The 16,820-nt window shown below is 67.0% G+C and carries 15 protein-coding genes; 8 read left to right on the plus strand and 7 right to left on the minus strand.

Annotated features, from left to right (window positions below; translation table 11 throughout):
* Nucleotides 1–117: 117 nt before the first annotated feature.
* Nucleotides 118–873 carry an IclR family transcriptional regulator gene (locus tag QRN07_RS17185; RefSeq protein ID WP_050685125.1) on the minus strand — a complete coding sequence of 252 codons (756 nt, stop codon included), beginning with the start codon at nt 871–873 and terminating at the stop codon, nt 118–120.
* Nucleotides 874–1,083: 210 nt separating this feature from the next.
* Between QRN07_RS17185 and QRN07_RS17190 the strand changes: the two genes are divergently transcribed.
* From QRN07_RS17190 to QRN07_RS17205, 4 genes are read left to right on the plus strand one after another with little or no spacing between them, the layout of a single operon-like run.
* Nucleotides 1,084–2,532, plus strand: a complete 1,449-nt coding sequence (locus tag QRN07_RS17190) for an NAD-dependent malic enzyme (protein WP_050685124.1) — start codon at nt 1,084–1,086, stop codon at nt 2,530–2,532.
* Nucleotides 2,533–2,569: 37 nt separating this feature from the next.
* Nucleotides 2,570–4,168: a malate synthase A gene (aceB, locus tag QRN07_RS17195; RefSeq protein ID WP_050685123.1), complete on the plus strand. Its 1,599-nt coding sequence runs from the start codon at nt 2,570–2,572 to the stop codon at nt 4,166–4,168.
* Between the two features lie 3 nt (nt 4,169–4,171).
* Nucleotides 4,172–5,440: a DUF6986 family protein gene (locus QRN07_RS17200; protein ID WP_285241719.1), complete on the plus strand. Its 1,269-nt coding sequence runs from the start codon at nt 4,172–4,174 to the stop codon at nt 5,438–5,440.
* Nucleotides 5,441–5,455: 15 nt separating this feature from the next.
* Nucleotides 5,456–6,268, plus strand: a complete 813-nt coding sequence (locus QRN07_RS17205; protein WP_050685121.1) for a bifunctional allantoicase/(S)-ureidoglycine aminohydrolase — start codon at nt 5,456–5,458, stop codon at nt 6,266–6,268.
* A gap of 86 nt (nt 6,269–6,354) precedes the next feature.
* Here the strand turns inward: QRN07_RS17205 and QRN07_RS17210 are convergent, their stop codons facing one another.
* Complete coding sequence (locus QRN07_RS17210; protein ID WP_050685120.1) at nt 6,355–7,536, minus strand: zinc-dependent alcohol dehydrogenase; 1,182 nt, start codon at nt 7,534–7,536, stop codon at nt 6,355–6,357.
* A 159-nt stretch (nt 7,537–7,695) separates the two neighbouring features.
* Here QRN07_RS17210 and QRN07_RS17215 point away from each other — a divergent pair, with 159 nt between their 5' ends.
* Nucleotides 7,696–7,944, plus strand: a complete 249-nt coding sequence (locus QRN07_RS17215) for a hypothetical protein (RefSeq protein WP_050685119.1) — start codon at nt 7,696–7,698, stop codon at nt 7,942–7,944.
* Between the two features lie 20 nt (nt 7,945–7,964).
* Here the strand turns inward: QRN07_RS17215 and QRN07_RS17220 are convergent, their stop codons facing one another.
* From QRN07_RS17220 to QRN07_RS17230, 3 genes are all read right to left on the minus strand, one after another.
* Nucleotides 7,965–8,681 (minus strand): HAD family hydrolase, encoded by a 717-nt coding sequence (locus QRN07_RS17220; RefSeq protein ID WP_285241720.1) that lies wholly within the window; start codon nt 8,679–8,681, stop codon nt 7,965–7,967.
* Nucleotides 8,678–8,965, minus strand: coding sequence for a DUF1508 domain-containing protein (locus QRN07_RS17225; protein ID WP_050685118.1), 288 nt, complete (start codon nt 8,963–8,965; stop codon nt 8,678–8,680). The genes QRN07_RS17220 and QRN07_RS17225 overlap by 4 nt, the downstream gene beginning before the upstream one ends.
* 100 nt (nt 8,966–9,065) lie before the next feature.
* A complete protein-coding gene (locus tag QRN07_RS17230) occupies nt 9,066–10,874 on the minus strand; it encodes a glycoside hydrolase family 15 protein (protein WP_502934797.1) in 1,809 nt (602 codons plus the stop codon).
* Between the two features lie 124 nt (nt 10,875–10,998).
* On the opposite strand from QRN07_RS17230, the gene QRN07_RS17235 reads away from it, so the two are divergent.
* Nucleotides 10,999–11,727 carry a DUF72 domain-containing protein gene (locus QRN07_RS17235; protein ID WP_050685116.1) on the plus strand — a complete coding sequence of 243 codons (729 nt, stop codon included), beginning with the start codon at nt 10,999–11,001 and terminating at the stop codon, nt 11,725–11,727.
* A 75-nt stretch (nt 11,728–11,802) separates the two neighbouring features.
* Nucleotides 11,803–12,906, plus strand: a complete 1,104-nt coding sequence (locus tag QRN07_RS17240; protein ID WP_082484547.1) for an App1 family protein phosphatidate phosphatase — start codon at nt 11,803–11,805, stop codon at nt 12,904–12,906.
* Here QRN07_RS17240 and QRN07_RS17245 read toward each other — a convergent pair whose 3' ends face one another.
* The gene (locus tag QRN07_RS17245; protein WP_056601327.1) at nt 12,907–14,445 is read right to left on the minus strand and encodes a glycoside hydrolase family 1 protein; all 1,539 of its coding nucleotides are present in this window, start codon (nt 14,443–14,445) and stop codon (nt 12,907–12,909) included. It abuts the gene before it with no gap.
* A 107-nt stretch (nt 14,446–14,552) separates the two neighbouring features.
* Here QRN07_RS17245 and QRN07_RS17250 point away from each other — a divergent pair, with 107 nt between their 5' ends.
* A complete protein-coding gene (locus QRN07_RS17250; RefSeq protein WP_285241722.1) occupies nt 14,553–15,944 on the plus strand; it encodes an AAA family ATPase in 1,392 nt (463 codons plus the stop codon).
* On the opposite strand, the gene QRN07_RS17255 is transcribed toward QRN07_RS17250, so the two are convergent.
* The gene (locus QRN07_RS17255; RefSeq protein ID WP_502934798.1) at nt 15,941–16,645 is read right to left on the minus strand and encodes a phosphatase PAP2 family protein; all 705 of its coding nucleotides are present in this window, start codon (nt 16,643–16,645) and stop codon (nt 15,941–15,943) included. The genes QRN07_RS17250 and QRN07_RS17255 overlap by 4 nt on opposite strands.
* Between the last annotated feature and the right edge of the window lie 175 nt (nt 16,646–16,820).

The raw sequence follows: 16,820 nt of genomic DNA on the forward strand, positions 1-16,820 counted from the left end.
GATTTCCAATGGATGCGCTGATGCTACGCCCGGGCCCGGAGGGGGTCAACGGCCGTGGCTGACCCGTGCCGGAAGCCCGGACAGGCAGGCTCCACCCGCCCGTCCGGACCGGCAGGATCAGTTGCGGTTGAGCTCATCCGAGATGGCCTGCGCGGCGTCCCGGAGCATGGGCACTGCCCGTTCGCCGAAGGAAAAGTCCACCCGGGATACGGGCCCGGACACCGAGATGGCAGTGGGGGTCGGCGCGTTGGGCACGGCCATGGCGAAGCAGCGCACGCCGAGCTCCTGTTCTTCCTCATCGATGGAATAGCCGCGTTCCCGGATCCGGCCCAGGTCCGCCAACAGCGCTTCGATGTCGCCGATGCTTTTGGCCGTGGGGGTGGGCATGCCGGTGCGGGCCACGATGCCGCGGACCACCTCGTCGTCCAGCTGGGCCAGGATGGCCTTGCCCACGCCGGTGTCATGGGTGTGGGCGCGCCGGCCCACCTCGGTGAACATCCGCATGGAGTGCAGCGAGGGAACCTGCGCCACGTAAATCACCATGTCAGAGTCCAGCACAGCCATGTTGGAGGTCTCCCCCAACCGGTCCACCAGGCCCTTGAGCTGCGGCCGGGCCACGGCGCCGAGCTGTTTGTTGGCGCCTTCGCCGAGCCGGATCAGCCGGGGCCCCAGCGCATACCTGCGGTTGGGCAGCTGGCGGATGTACCCCAGGGACACCAATGTCCGCAGGAGCCGGTGGATGGTGGGCAGCGGCAGGTCCGTGGACGAGGACAGCTCACTCAGGGTGACGTCGCCGCCAGCGTCCGTGATCAGTTCCAAGAGTTCGAACACGCGTTCAACGGACTGAACGCCTCCGGCGGCTTTCTCAGCCATGTACCAGTCTCCTGTGGACTCGGATTCCGACAAGTCTTATCCGCATGGTGAAAAAGACGTGCCCTAGTTGTCCCAACTTACAGCACGGCCGCGGCCGGACGCCATGAAACACCTCGGGGCTTGTATTTCCACAAAGTAGATAATAATATCCATAATACGAAAACTTTTCGAAAGCAGAAAGCCCGCTAGGGCCCTACAGGAGGACATTCAATGGCGAACCCGAGCCCCGGAAATTCGATCACCCTGCGCGTGGAAGCACCCTCAAGCTTCACGGCCACCAGTGAACTGGCCGCCGCCGTCGGCGCAGCCGGCGCAGCCATCACCGCACTGGACGTCACCGAGTCCCACCACGAGACCCTTGTAGTGGACGTCACCTGCAACACCACCGACGACGACCACGCCGGCCGCGTGAAGGACGCCCTGAACGCGCTTGACGGCGTCACGGTCCAGCATGTCTCGGACCGCACGTTCCTGATGCACCTGGGCGGCAAGCTTGAAGTTGTCCCCAAAGTAGCCCTGCGCAACCGCGATGACCTGTCCCGCGCCTACACGCCCGGCGTCGCCCGCGTCTGCATGGCCATCGCCGAGGACCCCGCTGCTGCCCGCAACCTGACGGTCAAGCGCAACACCATCGCTGTGCTCACTGACGGTTCGGCGGTCCTGGGCCTGGGCAACATCGGCCCGGCCGCGGCCCTGCCGGTCATGGAAGGCAAGGCGGCACTGTTCAAGCAGTTCGCCAACGTTGATGCCTGGCCGGTCTGCCTGGATACCCAGGACACCGAGGAAATCATCATGATCGCCAAGGCCATGGCCCCCGTTTACGGTGGCATCAACCTCGAGGACATCGCCGCCCCGCGCTGCTTCGAGATTGAGAACCGCCTCCGCGAGGAACTGGACATCCCGGTGTTCCACGATGACCAGCACGGCACCGCCATCGTCACCCTGGCAGCCCTGGTCAACGCCCTGCGTGTGGTGGGCAAGACCCTCGCCGAGGTCAAGATCGTTGTCTCCGGCGTTGGCGCCGCGGGTTCCGCCATCATCCAGCTCCTCAAGGCCCAGGGCGCCCAGCACATTGTTGCTGCCGGCCGCTCCGGCGCCATCCACTCCGGCGAAACGTACAACGACAGCCACCGCAGCTGGATTGCCGCCAACACCAACGAGGAAGGCTTCGCCGGAACCCTGCACGAGGCGCTCAAGGGTGCCGACGTGTTCATCGGCGTCAGCGCACCGCACGTCATCGGCGAGGAGCAGGTCGCCTCGATGGCCGCAGATGCCATCGTGTTCGCCATGGCCAACCCCACGCCGGAGATCGACCCCGTCATCGCCGCAAAGCACGCAGCAGTAGTGGCCACGGGCCGCAGCGACTTCCCCAACCAGATCAACAACGTGCTGGCGTTCCCAGGCTTCTTCCGCGGCCTCCTGGACGCCGGCGCATCGGACATCACGCCGGAGATGCTGGTGGCCGCCGCGGATGCCATCGCCAACCGGGTAGCTGACGACGAGCTGAATGCCAGCTACATTATCCCCAGCGTCTTTGATCCCCACGTGGCCGCCGATGTGGCGGCAGCGGTGGCAGCAGCCGCCCGTTCAGCCCAGGCGGCAACAGCGGCTGGCCAGGCAACGGAACCGGCGGCCGAGGCCGCTTACGCCAACGCCTGACACACCGCCTGACCCGCAGCCAAGGAAAGGACCAGAAATGGCCATCACAGTCACAGACCCCACGCCGATCGAGCGCGCGGAGGAAATCCTCACGCCCAAGGCGCTGGCTTTCGTGGAGGAACTCCACAAACGTTTCGCCGGCACACGCGACGAGCTCCTGGCTGCCCGCGGTGCCAAGCGCCAGCGTGTTGCCGAAACCGGCAAGCTCGATTTCCTGCCGGAAACGCAGGAGGTGCGCGCCGGCGACTGGAAGGTTGCCGCCGCACCGGCAGCCCTGCAGGACCGGCGCGTGGAAATGACCGGGCCCGCTACGCCGGCCAAGATGGCCATCAACGCCCTTAACTCCGGTGCCAAGGTGTGGCTCGCGGACCTCGAGGATGCCAGCACCCCCACGTGGGGCAACGTCATCGACGCCATCCTCAACCTCCGCGACGCCGCCCAGGGCACCCTGGCCTTCACCTCTGATGAGGGCAAGGAATACCGGCTCCGCACCGACGCGCCCCTGGCCGTCGTGGTGGCCCGCCCCCGCGGCTGGCACATGGCGGAAAAGCACCTGCTGCTGAACGGCCAGCCGGCCGTAGGCGCGCTGGTGGACTTCGGCCTGCACTTCTTCCACGTGGCAAAGCAGCTGGTCCTCAACGGCCAGGGCCCGTACTACTACCTGCCCAAGATGGAAAGCCACCTCGAAGCCCGGCTGTGGAACGACGTGTTTGTTTTCGCGCAGGACTTCCTGGGCCTGGGCCAGGGCACCATCCGGGCCACGGTGCTGATCGAGACCATCCCGGCTGCGTTCGAGATGGACGAAATCCTGTACGAACTGCGGGACCACGCGTCGGGCCTGAACGCCGGCCGCTGGGACTACCTGTTCAGCATCATCAAGTACTTCCGGGACGCCGGCGAGGAATTCGTCCTGCCGGACCGCGCCTCCGTGGCCATGACCGCACCCTTTATGCGGGCCTACACGGAACTCCTGGTGAAGACCTGCCACCACCGGGGCGCCTTCGCCATGGGCGGCATGGCGGCCGTTATCCCCAACCGGCGCCACCCTGAGGTCACCGAGGCGGCCTTCGCCAAGGTCCGCGCAGACAAGACCCGGGAAGCAAACGACGGCTTCGACGGGTCCTGGGTGGCCCACCCGGACCTCGTCCCCACCTGCCGCGAAGTCTTTGACGGGGTCCTCGGCGACAGGCCCAACCAGCTGGACAAGCAGCGCCCCGAGGTCACCGTCACGGCAGCCCAGCTGCTGGACGTCTCCTCCGCCGACGGCCAGGTCACCGAAGCCGGCCTTCGCCTGAACCTCTACGTGGCCGTCGCGTACACCGCCGTGTGGCTTTCGGGCAACGGCGCCGTGGCCATCCACAACCTGATGGAGGACGCCGCCACCGCGGAAATCTCCCGGTCGCAGGTGTGGCAGCAGATCCGCAACAAATCGGTGCTGGCCGATACCGGCAACACCGTCACCAAGGACCTGGTGGAGCGGATCCTGGGCGAGGAAACCGAACGGCTCCGCACGGAGGTGGGCGACGAAGCGTTCCTCCGCTACTACCAGCCGGCCAGCGGGCTCATCGGGGACATCTGCCTTTCCGATGGCTACACCGACTTCCTGACCACCCCTGCCTACGAACTGGTGGGCTGAGGCATGGCGGCAACACCTTCTCTCTCTGCTGCGGACCTGGCCCACATCGACGGGCAGCTCGCAGCCACCGACCGGTTGCTGGACCGCAACTACCCGGGCGACGACGGCTCCCGCCAGCCCGTCCATACGGTGTACGTGCCCGCTGACCGTTTCTCGCCGTCGTTCGCTGCGGACTGGGGCGCCGAGGCGCTGGCTACCGTGGCAGCCAAGGGCGGCTTCGGTAAGCTCGCGGACCTCCTGGGCCAGGACGCCGGGCTGGCCGAGGCCGTGTCCACCCGGGTGGCGGCCAAGCTGGCCAGCGAACCCATCGAGGACCTGCGGCTCGACTTTGAGGACGGGTTCGGCGACAGGGGCGACGACGCCGAAGACACCGCCGCCGTTGCCGCGGCTTCCGCCGTGGCCGCCGCAGCCGCGGCCGGGACCGCCCCGCCGTTCATCGGGATCCGGTTCAAATGCTTCGAGGCCGCCACCCGGGCCCGGGGGCTGCGGACCCTGGACCTGTTTGTGTCCGGCTTGGCCGCTGCCGGCGAACTTCCCGAGGGCCTGATCCTGACCCTGCCCAAAGTCACCACCGTGGCGCAGGTCCAGGCCATGGACTTCGCGGTCTCACGCCTGGAAACAGTTCACTCCCTGCCTGCCGGCAGGCTCCGCTTCGAGGTGCAGGTGGAAACACCGCAGCTGATCCTCGGACCGGACGGCACCTCGCCGGTGGCGCAGCTTCCGCACGCCGTGCCCGGCCGGATCAGCGGCCTGCACTACGGCACCTACGACTACTCCGCGTCGCTGCAGATCGCGGCCGAGTACCAGTCCATGGAGCACCCCGTTGCCGACTTCGCCAAGGAAGTCATGCAGCTGGCCGTGGCCGGCACCGGCATCCGGCTCTCCGACGGGTCCACCAACATCATCCCGGTGGGCGACAACGTGGAAAACGCGTGGCAGCTGCACGGCCGGCTGGTCCGCCGTTCGCTGGAACGCGGCTACTACCAGGGCTGGGACCTGCACCCGGCCCAGCTCCCCAGCCGGTTCGCCGCCACCTACGCCTTCTACCGGGAAGGCCTGCCCGCAGCTGCCGCCCGCCTGCGCAACTACGTTGAGCGGACCGAAGGCGGTGTGATGGACGAGCCCGCCACGGCCCGCGCCCTTGCGGCGTTTGTCCTCCGCGGTGTCCAGTGCGGCGCTGTTGGTGCCGACGAGGTCCTTGCGGGGACCGGCGTCGACATTTCCCACCTCACGGCCCTTGCCCACCCGCGGCTGGCCGCTTCCACCTCCTAAGCAAAGGACTTCCCCATGGGCAAGTACTACACCCCCCAGGGCGGCCTGCCGCCGCAGAGCCACCTGACCACCGAGCGCGCCATCGTCACCGAGGCCTACACGGTGATTCCCAAAGGCGTGATGACGGACATCGTGACCAGCAACCTGCCTGGCTTCTCGAACACCCGCTCCTGGATCATCGCCCGGCCCATCTCGGGCTTTGCCACCACCTTCTCCCAGCTCATCGTCGAGGTGGGCCCCGGCGGCGGCGCACCGAAAGCTGAATTCGAGCCGGGCGTCGAAGGCGTGGTGTTCCTTACCCGCGGCAGCCTCAGCCTCACCCTCGACGGCGAGCTGCACCAGCTGGAGGAGGGCGGCTACGCCTACCTGGCCGCCGGCTCGGAGTGGGGCGTCGAGAACAACTCCACCGAACCGGCGTCGTTCCAGTGGATCCGCAAGGCCTACGAACGCCTGGAAGGGCACGAGGCCAAGTCCTTCGTGACCAACGAAAAGGACGTTGAGCCCACCGCGATGCCGGACACCAACGGCGCGTGGAAGACCACCCGCTTCACGGACTCCAGCGACCTTGCCCACGACATGCAGGTCAACATCGTGACCTTCCAGCCCGGCGGCGTGATCCCCTTCCCGGAAACCCACGTGATGGAACACGGCCTCTACGTCCTCGAGGGCAAGGCCATGTACCTGCTGAACAACGACTGGGTGGAAGTGGAGGCCGGCGACTTCATGTGGCTGCGCGCGTTCTGCCCGCAGGCCTGCTATGCCGGTGGCCCGGGCGAGTTCCGCTACCTGCTGTACAAGGACATGAACCGCCAGGTCCGACTCACCTAGGAACTTCTTCTTCCCCACCTGAGTAGCGCCAAGTGTCGTTGTTAACCCTCATGACGGCACGTGGCGCTACTTGGTTGGGTTGGGGCTTATGCTCCGGGGTTGAGGACCACCTTGATGCAGCCGTCCTCTTTCTTCTGGAACTTCTCATACAGGGCCGGCGCACCGTCCAGCCCGGACCGGTGGGTGACCAGGTCCATCACGCCCAGCGGATCGGCGTCGTCCTCCACCAGCGGCAGGATGTCATCGGTCCAGCGCCGGACGTTGCACTGGCCCATCCGCACCTGCAGCTGCTTGTCGAACATGGTCATCAGGGGCATGGGGCTTGCCTCGCCGCCGTACACGCCGCTCAGGGAGAGCGTTCCACCGCGCCGGACGGCGTCGATGGCCGTGTGGAGCGCCGCGAGCTTGTCCACGCCGGCCGTTTCCATGGCTTTCTGTGCCAGCTTGTCCGGCAGCAGCCCCAGCGCCTGGTGCGCGAACCCGGCAAGCGGGGAACCGTGTGCTTCCATGCCGACGGCGTCAATCACCGCGTCAGTTCCGCGGCCGGCAGTCATCTCCCGCAGTTCGTCCGCGATGCCTTTGCTGTAGTCCAGCGTTTCCACGCCGTGCCTGGCAGCCATGGCCCGCCGTTCAGGTACCGGATCAACGCCGATGACCCGGACGCCGCGGTGGGCGGCGATCCGGCTGGCGAACTGGCCCACGGGACCCAGCCCGAACACCGCCAGCGTTCCGCCCGGCTCAACGTCTGCGTAGTGCACACCCTGCCAGGCGGTCGGCAGGATGTCGGAGAGGAAGAGGTACCGCTCATCCGGCAACTCGGTTCCCACTTTGACCGGCCCGTAGTCGGCGTGGGGAACGCGCAGGTACTCGGCCTGCCCGCCCGGGACGGACCCGTACAACTCAGAGAACCCGAAGAGGGAAGCTCCTGAGCCTTTTTCCTTGACCTGGGTGGTTTCACATTGGGACTGCAGCCCCTGGCTGCACATAAAGCAGTGCCCGCAGGAGATATTGAATGGGACCACCACCCTGTCGCCCTTGCGCAGGTTGGTTACCGCGCTGCCCACTTCCTCCACGATGCCCATGGGCTCGTGGCCAATCACATCCCCCTTATGCATATATGCGCCAAGGACTTCATAAAGGTGCAGGTCCGAACCGCAGATGGCGGTGGACGTGATCCGCACAATGGCGTCAGTGGGTTCCTGGATGACGGGATCCGGCACTTCCTCAACACTTACTGATCGTTTTCCCTGCCACGTCAGTGCTCGCACTGTCTTCTCCTTTACCTCGGGTCCGGGCCGGCTGCCCTCGTTTCGACGCTATCGGATTCCGCCCAAAAAAGTAAGCATGCTGATGAAAACCCTTGTCGTCCGCGCCACAGGCTCTTAGCGTAGGAAGAACAGATCCGTACCGCAGGAAGGGGAACAGCCATGACGCTCTACCAGCCGGAACCAGTCGAAATTTCCACCCGGATACGGCCCGGCGAATGGACCGAGGAAAGCCTTACGCAATTGGTGGCGTCGTACCGCACCAGGATCACGGAGATGGGGGCCGTCCCGGCCGACGTCGGAACGAACGTCCAGCGCAACGGCGACGGCTCCGTCCATGTGCTGGTGACGTGGAACAAGCCGCCCGACGCCGGCGATGAGGACGCTGCCACGGCCGGGCCAACTGCCTGACCCACCGGGAGAACCGCTGTTTACTGCCCGGGATCCGGGGTGAGGAGCCGGCCGATCGCACTGGCGCCAAGCTTGTCCAGCAGCTCACGCGGCCCGCTGTAGACCTCCACGGCCCCGGCTTCCCGGAGCGCTTCGGCGGGGATGCCGCCGCTGGTGACCCCGATCGCCGGTATGCCCAGCGCCGCCGCAGCCTTCATGTCCCACACCGCGTCCCCCACGTAGACCGCGTCTGCAGCTTCCACCCCGATGGCGGCCAGGGCGGCCACCAGGATGTCCGGGGCAGGTTTGCTGCGGCTGGCATCATTGGCGCTGGTAGCAGCGTCAATCGCATCGCCGGCGCCCAGGACGTCCCGCATGACCGCCAGGTCCTCGGTGCGCGCGGACGACGCCAGTGCGACGGCGAGGCCCGCGGCGTGACAGCCGGTCAACAGGTCGGCAGCGCCGTCAAAGGCCCTTAGTGCGGGCCAGTTGGCGGCGTACAGGGCACCGTGGGCGGCCAGGACGTCCGCAGTGGCCGGGCGGTGGGGTCCAGCCGGAAGCAGAGCGTCCACCAGGCGCGCGCCGCCCATGCCCACATGCTGGTGGATCGCGGCCATGGGGATGTCCTGGCCGTATTGGCGGAACGCACCCCACCACGCCACGGTATGCAGATACGAGGAGTCAATCAGCGTCCCGTCCACATCAAAAAGCACCCCCCGGCGCAGGCCGGAGGGCGCCTGGTCTGCCGCCTTACTCACACTGCCGCCCGCCGGACGTCCGGCGCTTTACGGCGCAGGGCCGCTTCCTCCTTGGCGGAACTGACGGGCCGGACCCGTTCGCGGAGCACAGTTCCTGCACCGCCATGGCTCTTGTCCCGGATCAGGCCGGTGCCGGCCACCTCGCGGGCCATGGCAATGCCGGCGGCGGCCGCCCGCTTGGTGGGGAAGGTTACGGAGATGGCCATCAGGTTCCCCGCCCCATCCATCATCCGGACCCGATAGCCGCCGTCGGGCGCATCCACGAGTTCAAAATATCCGGCCATTCGTATCACTCCTCCGTTAATCACGGCACTGTGCATCTGGAAGCACTCCATGAAGTACTAGTAAGTATACTTACCGGTTGGCTGATGGAAAAGCGGCGGTTCAGCCGGCGGGAACCGTTTCGGGCGGGATGGGCCTGTCGCTGCGGCGCATGGTGTCCTGGTGCAGCTCCAGCGCGCTGGTCACCAGGGCGAAGTGGCTGAAGGCCTGCGGGGTGTTGCCGAGCTGGCGGCCGGCTTTGACGCCCCACTCCTCACTGAGCAGTCCCACGTCATTGCGCAGTTCCAGCAGGCGCTCAAACAGCTGCCTGGATTCCACGTGCCGGCCGGCGCCCAGCAGGGCCTCCACCAGCCAGAACGAGCAGGCCAGGAACACCCCCTCGTCGCCCGGCAGGCCGTCGTCGCTCTCGTCGGGGCGGTAGCGCAGCACGAAGCCGTCCTCCGTCAGGTCCCGCTGGATGGCCTCGATGGTCCCGATCACGCGGGGATCATCCGGCGGCAGGAACCCCACCCGGGGAATCAGCAGCAGGCTGGCGTCCAGCTCCGGCCGGCCGTAGGACTGGACAAAGGTGTTCCGTTCGGCGTCGAACCCGTTGGCCATCACTTCCGCGTGGATGGTGTCCCGGAGCTCCTCCCACCGTTCCACCGGACCGGGCAGCCCGTAATCCCGGACGCCCTTGACCATCCGGTCCGCGGCAACCCAGGCCATCACTTTGGAGTGCGTGAAGTGCCGGCGGGGACCGCGCATTTCCCACAGCCCGTTGTCCGGCTGGTCCCAGATGGTTTCCAGGTGGGCCATCAGGGCCAGCTGCACCGCCCAGGCCTCGTCCGAGTGCTTCAGCAGTGAATTCCGGGTCAGCGCCAGGCAGTCCAGGACCTCGCCCCACACATCCAGCTGGAACTGGTCAGCGGCACCGTTGCCGATCCGCACCGGAGCGGAGTTTTCGTAGCCTTTCAACCAGGGCAGTTCCATCTCGGGGAGCCGGCGTTCGCCGTGGATGCCGTACATGATCTGCAGGTCTGCCGGGTCGCCGGCCACGGCGCGCAGGAGCCAGTCGCGCCACGCTGCGGCCTCGGCCGTGTAGCCGGCGGCGAGGAGCGCCTGGAGCGTCATGGCGGCGTCGCGGAGCCAGCAGTACCGGTAGTCCCAGTTGCGGGGGCCGCCCAGCTGTTCCGGCAGGGAGGTGGTGACGGCAGCAACGATGCCGCCGGTGGGCGCATAGGTCAGCGCCTTGAGTGTCACCAGGGAGCGGACCACGGCGTCCTGGTACTCGCCCTTGACCGCGCACTGCGATGTCCAGCCGCGCCAGAACGCGAACGTGGTGCCCAGGACCTCTTCCGCATCCATCATGTGGGGCCGGCCCACATGGCTCGGCGCCCACGTCAGGACGAACGGGATCCGCTCCCCTGCGCTGACCGTGAAGTCGCTGACGGTGTGCATGTTCTCGCCGTGCAGCGGGGCAGGGGTAACCAGGTAAACCGCGTCCGGGCCAGCGATCGCGTGGAGCCCGTGCTTGTCCCGGCGCACCCAGGGAATGATGTGCCCGTAATCGAAGCGGAGGGTCAGCTCGCCGTGCATTTTGACGGTGCCGCTGATGCCTTCAACGATGCGGACTATATCGGCCACGGAGTCGCGTGGCGGCATAAAGTCGATGACGCGCACCGTGCCTTCCGGCGTCTCCCACTCCGTGTCGAGGATGAGGCTGCCGTCCCGATAGCTGCGCCGCGTGCAGCTGCCGCCGCCTTCGGGCGCGAGGAGCCAGCGCCCGGCGTCGGGAGTGTCCAGCAGCGCGTTGAAGCACGCCGGCGAATCGAACCGCGGAAGGCAGAGCCAGTCGATGGAGCCTTCCTTGCTGACCAGCGCCCCCGTGTGCAGGTCGCCCACTACCGCATAATCCTCGATACGTGCCATGGTCCCACCCTGCCATATGCACCTGCGGCCAGGGCCGGTTCCGGCGTGTAGCCTGACAGTTGGTGATGCAACAGCCTTCCAGTCCGGCCCGCCCGCGGCGGGCCCACCACTAACGGCAGGTACCATGGCAATCCACATCGGCACGTCCGGCTGGAGCTACGACCACTGGGAGCATGTCCTCTACCCTTCCGGGTTGCCCGCCCGCGATCGGCTGCAGCAATACGTGTCCCGGTTCAGCACGGTTGAGTTGAACGCCAGCTTCTACCGCTGGCCGCGGGACACCGCATTCGCTGGCTGGAACCGCCGCCTGCCCGCCGGCTTTGCCATGTCCGTCAAGGCGCCGCGGGGACTGACGCACGGCAGGAAGCTTTACGGCCCGGAGGTCTGGCTGGAACGCATTGCCCGCTGCTGGCACGAACTGGGCGACAAACGGGCTGTCCTGCTGGTCCAGCTGCCGCCACAACTGGAACGCGACGAAGCGCGGCTGGACTACTTCCTGTCCGCCGTCCCGCCGTGGATCCGGGTGGCAGTCGAGTTCCGCCATCCCAGCTGGGACTGCCCCGGGGTGTACGCCCTGCTGGCGCGGCACCAGGCCGCGTACTGCGTCATGAGCGGGGCCAACCTGCCTTGCGTCCTGCGCGCCACCGCGCCGTTCGCCTACGTCCGGCTGCACGGCCCTGACCAGCACCATCTGTATGGAGGTTCCTACCAGGATCCGGACCTGCACTGGTGGGCGGACCGGATCCGTGAATGGGACGCCGCGGGACTGGACGTGTACGCATATTTCAATAACGACGGCGGCGGCCACGCCGTGCGCAACGCCGCCACGTTGCGGGGGTTCCTCGGCGTGTGACGCCGGGGTGGCTGCCTGCACCTTCGCCACCCATGCAGCACCGTGTGAGGCATCGCCCTGTGGCAGAGTGGAGGGATGGACCAGGCCCCGCACGACGTGCCCCCGAACGCAGCTCCGCAGCCCCACCATTTGCCGGACGGGAATGGGTTGGCCGGTAACGGGTTTTTCCGGCTGGCCCACCGCATCTCGGACGCCGTCAACGGGGTCAGGATCAAGCTCGCCAAACGCTGGGACTTTGTGCCCCAGACCATCGCCTACCAGGGCTACGGCTCCACCAGCCGGGTGCGGGTGCTGGGCCGGGTGCTGCTGACGCAGCGGCCGCTGCCGGGCAGCCGGGCCGAGCGGGAGGCCGGCAGCGGCATGCAGAACGTCCGGGGCTGGCGTGCGTTCACCAGCGTGCCGCTGCAGTTTACGGACGTCGAAATCACCATCGGCGATGTGGTGGCCCGCGTCAAAGCGGACCGGGGCGGCCTGGTTGACACGGAAGTGGACGTCCGGCTTTCACCGGGCTGGCATACCGCAGTACTGCAGGCCGAAGGCACCGAACCGTACGAGGCGCTGATCCAGGTGGTGGCTCCGGAGGTACGCTTCGGGATCGTCTCGGACATAGACGACACTGTGATGGTCACCGCCCTGCCCCGGCCTTTCCTGGCACTCTGGAACACGTTTGTGCTGAGCGAACGTGCCCGCATGGCCACCCCCGGCATGGCGGTACTCCTGGACCGGCTCAGGATCCAGCATCCGGAGGCCCCGGTGATCTACCTATCCACGGGCCCCTGGAACGCGGCGCCCACCCTGGCCCGGTTCCTGGTCCGCAACATGTACCCGGCCGGCGCCCTGCTGCTGACGGACTGGGGCCTGACGCAGGACCGCTGGTTCCGCAGCGGCCAGGAACACAAGCGCCGGAACCTGGAGCGGCTCAGCAAGGAGTTCCCGGACATCCAGTGGCTCCTGATCGGCGACAACGGCCAGCACGATGAGGCCATCTACAACAGCTTCGCCGCGGACAACCCGGACCGCGTTGCGGCCATCGCAATCCGGCAACTGTCCGTCAGTGAGTCGGTGTTCGCCGGCGGCCACTCGGAGGACGGCGACCACTCAGCGTCCCGGGTGCCGTGGATCTACTCCCCGGACGGCGCCGGCATGGCGAAGCAGCTGGCCACCCTGGACCTGCTCTAGCTAGGCCATGGCACCCACGGGCGTGGCGCCGTCGTCCGGAATTGCAGCGCCTTCCGGGACCGCTGCCTGTGCCACCGCCATCCCTGCGGCCTGCAGGAGGTTGCGTTCCTCGATCAGCTCCTGGAGCCAGTAATAGGAGGCCTTGGGCGTCCGCTCCAGGGTTTCGAAGTCCACGTGGAGCAGTCCGAACGGCTGTTTGTACCCGGCTGACCACTCAAAGTTGTCCAGCAGCGACCACACGTAGTAGCCACGCAGCTCGATGCTCTCCGCGATGCCTCCCGGCGCCGTTGCCTTTACCGCGGCCTCGATATGGTCGGACAGGTACTTGAGGCGGCGCTCATCGGGAATGGACACGGTGTTGGTGGCTTTGTCCCGGACCAGGATGTCCTCGAAGCTGGCCCCGCCCTCGGTGATGTACACGGGCGGCAGGTTGGGGTACCGGGCTGCCATTTCCTTCAGCGCCACCCCCATGTACTCCGGCTTGACCGGCCAGCCGTAGGCAGTAATGTCAGCCTCCGGCCAGGCTTCAACGTGGAACGGGGCCGTACCGCCGGTGGCGCTGATGTCGCTGCCCATGGCTTCGGCCATGCTGGCAGGCACCGCACCGCTGCCTGGACCCACTGCGACCTTGGTGGGCATGTAGTAGTTCAGGCCGTAGAAGTCCAGGGGCGCGGAGATGAGTTCCAGGTCTTCGTCCGGGTGCTCGAAGGAGCTGAAGAACTTTGCGGCCCGGACCAGGTCAGGGTATTTGCCCTTCAGGACGGGATCCGCGTAAAGGGTGTTTTGTGCCAGGTCCATCAGCCCGGCCGCAACCTTGTCCAGGGGGTTGATCGAGTTGGGCACCATGGGCGAGTAAACGTTGGTCATGCCGATTTCCCCGCGTACCCCTGCAGCCCGCAGCGCCTGCAGTGCCAGGCCGTGGCCCAGCAGCTGGTGGTGGACGGTGGGGAAGGCGCCCAGAAGCAGATCCTTCCCAGGGGAATGCAGCCCCAGCGTGTAGCCGTTGGTGGTGACGGTGGCGGGCTCGTTGATGGTGACCCAGCGGTCCACCCGGTCCCCGAACGCCTCGCCAAGGATGGCTGCGTATTCACCCAGGCGGTAGGCCGTGTCCCGGTTCATCCAGCCGCCGTCGTCGTCCAGGGCCAGCGGGGTGTCCCAGTGGTACACGGTGGCCATCGGCGAGATCCCGTTGGCCAGCAGTTCGTCCAGGAGCCGGTCGTAGAAGTCCAGGCCGGCGCGGTTTGCCGGGCCCTTGCCCGTGGGCTGGATCCGCGGCCAGCCAAAGGAGAACCGGTACGAATCCACGCCCAGCTGCTTCATCAGGGCCACATCCTGGGGCATCCGGTGGTAGTGGTCGGTGGCCACCACGGGGCTGTGGTCCCCCACGATGGTTCCGGGCCTGGCAGCGAACCGGTCCCACCCTGCGGGGCCGCGGCCGTCCTCCTCCAGTGCCCCCTCGATCTGGAACGCAGCGGTAGCCACTCCAAGGGTGAATCCGGAGGGAAGGAGGGCGGCAAGATCCTTGGCGGTGATGTGCATGCGGGGCTGCAACTTCCTAGGCTGGGGCGTAAACTGTACCCCCCAGAATCTCACACCGCGGGGATGCTGACGAGTGGCAATCCGGGCCTTCCTGCTAGGGTCTGGGCATGGATGGAAAACTGGGGAAGTTCATCGACGATTTTGCTGCGCTGGTTAATCTGGCGCAGTCCGCAAGCCATAAACCGCAGGCCGGAACACAGCTGGTTGAAGCCCTGACCGGGCATCTCGGCGTGGCTGCCGGGGAGCTTTCGGTGGTGGTGGAACAGATCCCGCCGCACCGGTTTGTGGATGCCGACATTGTGATGGCAGGCCTGGTGGAAAAGGACCCCGCTGGCCGGCTGGTTGGCATCGGCGGTGGGTGCCAGCGGCATCACCAGTCCCTGAGCGACATGGTCCAGGAATCACAGCTCTACCCGCAGTTCCCGCTCGCCAAGCCGGACTTCGCGAACCTCGCGGTGGGCCCGGACAGCCACCGCCAGGCCGTGGCCCTGGGCCTCTGGCTGTTCAGCTTTGACGGCAAGCCACTGGCCGTCCTGCAGCGCGACAGCAGCCCGCAATCCGGCCGCCCGCAGGCGACGCTTGAAGTCCTCGCCGCGGACCGGGATGCCGCCACGGGGTTCCTCGCAGAGTTCCGGCGCCGGATGGATGGCAACAGCGTCCTTAAGGGGCAAGTGATTTCCCTGGTGATGAACGAATACGGCCCCAGCGCCGCGGGCGTGACGTTCCATCACCGGCCAAGCCTCCCGGCGTCGGACGTCATCCTGCCTGCAGGACTCCTGCAGAAGGTGGCGGACCATACAGTGGGCATCGCCACGCACCGCGCTTCGCTCAGGGACCACGGCCAGCACCTCAAGCGCGGCATCCTGTTGTACGGGAAGCCCGGGACCGGAAAAACGCACACCGTCAGGCACCTGCTGAGCCAGAGTGCAGGCTCGACGGCGATCCTCCTGTCCGGCGGGTCCCTCGCCAGGATTTCCGATGCGGCGCGGATGGCCCGGGCGTTGCAGCCGTCCATTGTGGTGATGGAGGACTGCGACCTGATTGCCGAGGACAGGAGCTTTGGGCACGGCCCGCAGCCGCTGCTTTTTGAGGTGCTGGATGCCATGGACGGGCTGGACAACGACGCTGATGTGGCGTTTGTGCTCACCACAAACAGGCCGGACATGCTGGAACGGGCCCTGGCCCAGCGCCCTGGCCGGGTGGACCTGGCCGTGGAGGTCCCGTTGCCGGGGCGTGCGGAGCGGATCCGGTTACTGGAGCTCTACGCCCGCCACGTTGGCTTCTCGCCGGCTGCGCTGGCGGCTGCCGCCGAACGGACGGAGGGCACCACCGCGTCCCTCGCCCGCGAACTGGTCCGCCGCGCGGTGGTGGCGGCCGCGTTGGAGGGCGCAGCGGTGTCCGACGCCCACCTCGCCGCCGCGGTGGAGGACCTGATGGCCGACGCCGAATCCCTCACCCGCAGCCTGCTGGGCAGCTGTGGGGAACCAGCCGGAACCTAGTCGCCCGGCGCATCCGCTTTGGAGAGCTCGCCGGTGATCCGTTCGCCCGGGATCCGGGCCGTGCGCCACGTGTCGAGCGCGATGACCGCACCCAGGATAAGCAGCGACAGCGACAGCGACGCCAGGGCGTCGGTGAACCAGTGGTAACCCAGGTACAGCCGGCTGAGCGCTGCCAGCACAATCCCGACGCCGGCACCTATAAAGCCGAGCACGGCGGCCCGGGTGTTGGTGCGCCGCGAGACGATCAGGAAAACGCCCACCAGCAGGAAGTCGCAGGCACCCAGGACATGGCCGGAAGGGAATGAGAACGTGTGGTCGGCACCGAACAGCATCAGTTCCACAGGCGGCCGGGACCGCCGGACGATCTGCAGGATGATCTGTGAAATCACCACCCCCGTGAGCATGCCGCCCGCCAGGAGCATGGGCCGCCAGGCATGCTTGGCCGCGAACCCCCAGACCAGGATGATCACCAGGACGATAATCGGCAGGGCTATGGGTCCAAAAACCACGGCCAGGAAGATCATCACCGCTGTGAGCACCTCCGACCGGGTGGAGAGCAGCCAGTTCCGGGCTGATTCATCGGCCGACGCCAGCCCATCCCGCTGCAGGACCCCAAGCAGGGTTACCACAAACAGGACGGCACCCACTGCCATCAGGATCACGGCCCAGCGGTACAGGGCTGTTCGCGCCGCGGGGTCCATGTAGCGCTCTTCCACAACGAACTTGTCGTGGAAGCGGCGCCACCAGTTGGGGCCCCTGCCGGATGTTCGCTGTCCTGGTTCCTGTGCCACGTGTGTGTTCCGCCCTTGCGCCGATGATGAGACCTACGGTGAAGATTATCCCCGTTGGCCGCCGTGGGGTGGTGATTGGCGCCGC

Origin of the sequence: Pseudarthrobacter sp. MEB009 (assembly GCF_030208875.1) — a bacterium.
In the GTDB taxonomy this organism is placed as follows: domain Bacteria; phylum Actinomycetota; class Actinomycetes; order Actinomycetales; family Micrococcaceae; genus Arthrobacter.

Bases quoted from the DNA above. Each gene is read 5' to 3' on its own strand.
- QRN07_RS17230 (WP_502934797.1), bottom strand. From the start codon at position 10,874: ATGGCACGTATCGAGGATTATGCGGTAGTGGGCGACCTGCACACGGGG.
- QRN07_RS17200 (WP_285241719.1), top strand. From the start codon at position 4,172: ATGGCGGCAACACCTTCTCTCTCTGCTGCGGACCTGGCCCACATCGAC.
- QRN07_RS17240 (WP_082484547.1), top strand. From the start codon at position 11,803: ATGGACCAGGCCCCGCACGACGTGCCCCCGAACGCAGCTCCGCAGCCC.
- QRN07_RS17225 (WP_050685118.1), bottom strand. From the start codon at position 8,965: ATGGCCGGATATTTTGAACTCGTGGATGCGCCCGACGGCGGCTATCGG.
- aceB (WP_050685123.1), top strand. From the start codon at position 2,570: ATGGCCATCACAGTCACAGACCCCACGCCGATCGAGCGCGCGGAGGAA.
- QRN07_RS17245 (WP_056601327.1), bottom strand. From the start codon at position 14,445: ATGCACATCACCGCCAAGGATCTTGCCGCCCTCCTTCCCTCCGGATTC.
- QRN07_RS17255 (WP_502934798.1), bottom strand. From the start codon at position 16,645: ATGGACCCCGCGGCGCGAACAGCCCTGTACCGCTGGGCCGTGATCCTG.
- QRN07_RS17205 (WP_050685121.1), top strand. From the start codon at position 5,456: ATGGGCAAGTACTACACCCCCCAGGGCGGCCTGCCGCCGCAGAGCCAC.
- QRN07_RS17185 (WP_050685125.1), bottom strand. From the start codon at position 873: ATGGCTGAGAAAGCCGCCGGAGGCGTTCAGTCCGTTGAACGCGTGTTC.
- QRN07_RS17215 (WP_050685119.1), top strand. From the start codon at position 7,696: ATGACGCTCTACCAGCCGGAACCAGTCGAAATTTCCACCCGGATACGG.
- QRN07_RS17250 (WP_285241722.1), top strand. From the start codon at position 14,553: ATGGATGGAAAACTGGGGAAGTTCATCGACGATTTTGCTGCGCTGGTT.
- QRN07_RS17235 (WP_050685116.1), top strand. From the start codon at position 10,999: ATGGCAATCCACATCGGCACGTCCGGCTGGAGCTACGACCACTGGGAG.
- QRN07_RS17190 (WP_050685124.1), top strand. From the start codon at position 1,084: ATGGCGAACCCGAGCCCCGGAAATTCGATCACCCTGCGCGTGGAAGCA.